We start from the raw sequence: 3,546 nt of genomic DNA on the forward strand, positions 1-3,546 counted from the left end.
AGTCGTCAGTCGTCAATGACCAGTCGCCAGTCGCCCTGCTTCACGGCTCTGCCACCGGCATCGCGCCGTTGACCGCGGCCGCCAGGCTGAACGGCACCTCCCGCTTCCGCAGGGGCCTGGTCACCTGCTTCGCCACGCACGACGGGATCCCGGCCGTCGCGTCCGCGGCGGCGTCCGCCGTCTGCCGCCGGTAGGCGCTCGGCGACATCCCGACCAGCTCGGTGAACCGCGTGCTGAAGGTGCCCAGCGACGAGCAGCCGACCTCGAAGCACACCTCGGTGACGCTGAGGTCGCCGCGGCGCAGCAGCGCCATCGCGCGCTCGATGCGCCGCGTCATCAGATAGCCGTACGGGGACTCGCCGTAGGCGGCCTTGAACTCGCGGCTGAGGTGCCCGGCCGACATGTGCACGCCCCGCGCGAGGGCCTCGACGTCCAGCGGCTGCGCGTACTCCCGGTCCATCCGGTCGCGGACGCGGCGCAGCGCGACGAGGGTGCGCAGACGCTGTTCCTCCGACGTCGAGGTCGTCGAGGCCGAGGACGGGTGGCTGGATCGCACACTCGTATCTTCCCGGGCGGCCTCCCACCTCGTCCACTCCCGCGCCCGGTTCTGGCGGGCGCGGGAGGAGAGGAAGGCCAGCACCGGTGCGGACGCTGTGCACATCCGCGGTCAGCCGCCGACGTAGGCCGCGAGGTGCTCACCGGTGAGGGTGGAGCGCTCGGCGACGAGGTCGGCGGGGGTGCCCTCGAAGACGATCCGGCCGCCGTCGTGGCCGGCGCCGGGGCCGAGGTCGATGATCCAGTCGGCGTGGGCCATGACGGCCTGGTGGTGCTCGATGACGATGACGGATTTTCCGGATTCGACGAGGCGGTCGAGCAGGCCGAGCAACTGCTCGACGTCGGCGAGGTGGAGGCCGGTGGTCGGCTCGTCGAGGACGTAGACGCCGCCCTTGTCGCCCATGTGTGTGGCCAGTTTCAGCCGCTGCCGCTCGCCGCCGGACAGGGTGGTCAGCGGCTGGCCGAGGGTGAGGTAGCCGAGGCCGACGTCGGCCATCCGCTCCAGGATCCTGTGGGCGGCCGGGGTGCGGGCCTCGCCGGCGCGGAAGAACTCCTCGGCCTCGGTCACCGGCATCGCGAGCACCTCGCTGATGTCCCGGCCGCCGAAGCGGTACTCCAGCACCGACGCCTCGAACCGCTTGCCCTCGCAGTCCTCGCAGGTGGTGGCCACGCTCTGCATGATCGCCAGGTCGGTGTAGATGACCCCGGCGCCGTTGCAGGTGGGGCAGGCACCCTCGGAGTTGGCGCTGAACAGGGCCGGCTTGACGCCGTTGGCCTTGGCGAAGGCCTTGCGGATCGGGTCGGCCAGGCCGGTGTACGTCGCCGGGTTGCTGCGCCGGGAGCCGCGGATCGGGGTCTGGTCGACCGACACCACGCCTTCCTCGGCGGGGATCGAGCCGTGCACGAGGGAGCTCTTGCCGGAGCCGGCGACGCCGGTGACGACGGTGAGCACGCCGAGCGGGATGTCGACGTCGACGTCCTGGAGGTTGTTCGCCGAGGCGCCGCGGATCGCGAGCGTGCCGGTGGCCTTGCGGACGGTCTCCTTGACCGCGGCCCGGTCGCCGAGATGGCGCCCGGTGACGGTGTCGCTCGCCCGCAGCCCCTCCAGGGTGCCCTCGAAGCAGACGGTGCCGCCCGCCGTGCCGGCGCCGGGACCGAGGTCCACGACATGGTCGGCGATGGCGATCGTCTCCGGCTTGTGCTCGACGACCAGCACGGTGTTGCCCTTGTCGCGCAGGCGCAGCAGCAGGTTGTTCATGCGCTGGATGTCGTGCGGGTGCAGACCGATCGTCGGCTCGTCGAAGACGTACGTCACGTCGGTGAGCGAGGAGCCGAGGTGGCGGATCATCTTGGTGCGCTGCGCCTCGCCGCCGGAGAGCGTGCCGGAGGCGCGGTCCAGCGAGAGATAGCCGAGGCCGATCTCCACGAACGAGTCGAGGGTGTGCTGGAGCTTGGTGAGCAGCGGCGCCACGGAGGGCTCTTTCAGCTTCCGGACCCACTCGGCCAGGTCGCGGATCTCCATGGCGCAGGCGTCGGCGATGTTGATCCTGGCTATCTTCGAGGAGCGGGCGAGCTCGCTGAGCCGGGTGCCGTCGCAGTCGGGACAGCGGGCGAAGGTGACCGCGCGGTCCACGAAGGCCCGGATGTGCGGCTGCATCGACTCGCGGTCCTTGGACAGGAAGCTCTTCTGGAGCTTCGGGATCAGGCCCTCGTAGGTGAGGTTGACACCGTTGATCTTGACCTTGGTCGGCTCCCGGTAGAGGAAGTCGTGCCGCTCCTTCTTCGTGTACTTCCGGATCGGCTTCTCCTTGTCGAAGAACCCGGACTCGGCGATGACCCGGACCACCCAGCCGTCGCCGGTGTAGGTGGGGATGGTGAAGGGGTCCTCGGACAGCGACTTCGAGTCGTCGAAGAGCTGCGTGAGGTCGATGTCGGAGACCGTGCCGCGGCCCTCGCAGTGGGTGCACATGCCGCCCGTGCGGCTGAAGCTGACCTTCTCGGTCCTGGTCTTCTCCGCTCCCCGGTCGACGGTGAAGCCGCCGCTCCCAGAGACCGAGGCGACGTTGAAGGAGTACGCGGCGGGCGGGCCGATGTGCGGCTTGCCGAGGCGGCTGAAGAGGATGCGCAGCATCGCGTTGGCGTCGGTGGCGGTGCCGACGGTGGAACGCGGGTCGGAGCCCATGCGCTGCTGGTCGACCGTGATCGCTGTCGTCAGGCCGTCGAGTACGTCGACCTCGGGGCGGGCGAGGTTCGGCATGAAGCCCTGCAGGAAGGCGCTGTACGTCTCGTTGATCAGCCGTTGCGACTCGGCGGCGATCGTGTCGAAGACGAGCGAGCTCTTGCCCGAGCCGGAGACGCCGGTGAACACCGTCAGACGGCGCTTCGGGATCTCGATGCTGACGTCCTTGAGGTTGTTCTCGCGAGCGCCGTGCACCCGGATCAGGTCGTGGCTGTCGGCGATGTGCGGCGCGGTCATCGTGTCTCCATCTGCGGGTGAGTGAGGGCTCAGGGTCGGGCCTGGATGCGGATCAGGTTGCCCGCGGGGTCGCGGAACGCGCAGTCGCGGATGCCGTACGGCTGGTCCGTGGGCTCTTGGACGACCTCGGCGCCGGTCGCCTGGACCTTCTCGAACGTGTCGTCGACGTCGGCGGTGGCCAGGAGGATCCAGCCGTAGGTGCCCTTGGCCATCATCTCGGCGATGGTGCGGCGTTCGTCGTCGGTGATGCCGGGGTCCGCGGCGGGGGGTGCGAGGAGGATGGAGGTGGCGGGTTGGCCGGGTGGGCCGACCGTGATCCAGCGCATTTTGCCCTGGCCGACGTCGGTGCGGGTCTCGAAGCCGAGGGCGTCGCGGTAGAAGGCGAGGGAGGCCTCCGGGTCGTCGTGCGGGAGGAAGCTGGCGTGAATCGAGATGTCCATGTCCGTCACGCTAGCCGTGGGCCGGGGGCCCCGCTTCTCGATTCCTGACGAACCCACCCGCCCCGATTTCCCTCG

General features: G+C 69.9%; 3 protein-coding genes. All 3 read right to left on the minus strand.

Annotation, left to right across the window (positions count from 1 at the left end; translation table 11 throughout):
• Positions 1 to 40: 40 nt before the first annotated feature.
• The 3 genes from AQJ67_RS40480 to AQJ67_RS40490 all read right to left on the minus strand — a co-directional run bounded on the left by AQJ67_RS40480 (position 41) and on the right by AQJ67_RS40490 (position 3,471).
• Entirely contained in the window at positions 41 to 460 is a 420-nt protein-coding gene (locus AQJ67_RS40480) for a helix-turn-helix transcriptional regulator (RefSeq protein ID WP_244190773.1), read from the minus strand.
• A 207-nt stretch (positions 461 to 667) separates the two neighbouring features.
• On the minus strand, positions 668 to 3,031 hold the full coding sequence (locus tag AQJ67_RS40485; protein ID WP_062724515.1) for an ATP-binding cassette domain-containing protein: 2,364 nt from the start codon (positions 3,029 to 3,031) through the stop codon (positions 668 to 670).
• Between the two features lie 29 nt (positions 3,032 to 3,060).
• The gene (locus AQJ67_RS40490; protein ID WP_062724670.1) at positions 3,061 to 3,471 is read right to left on the minus strand and encodes a VOC family protein; all 411 of its coding nucleotides are present in this window, start codon (positions 3,469 to 3,471) and stop codon (positions 3,061 to 3,063) included.
• Between the last annotated feature and the right edge of the window lie 75 nt (positions 3,472 to 3,546).

The organism is Streptomyces caeruleatus, assembly GCF_001514235.1.
Taxonomy (GTDB): domain Bacteria; phylum Actinomycetota; class Actinomycetes; order Streptomycetales; family Streptomycetaceae; genus Streptomyces; species Streptomyces caeruleatus.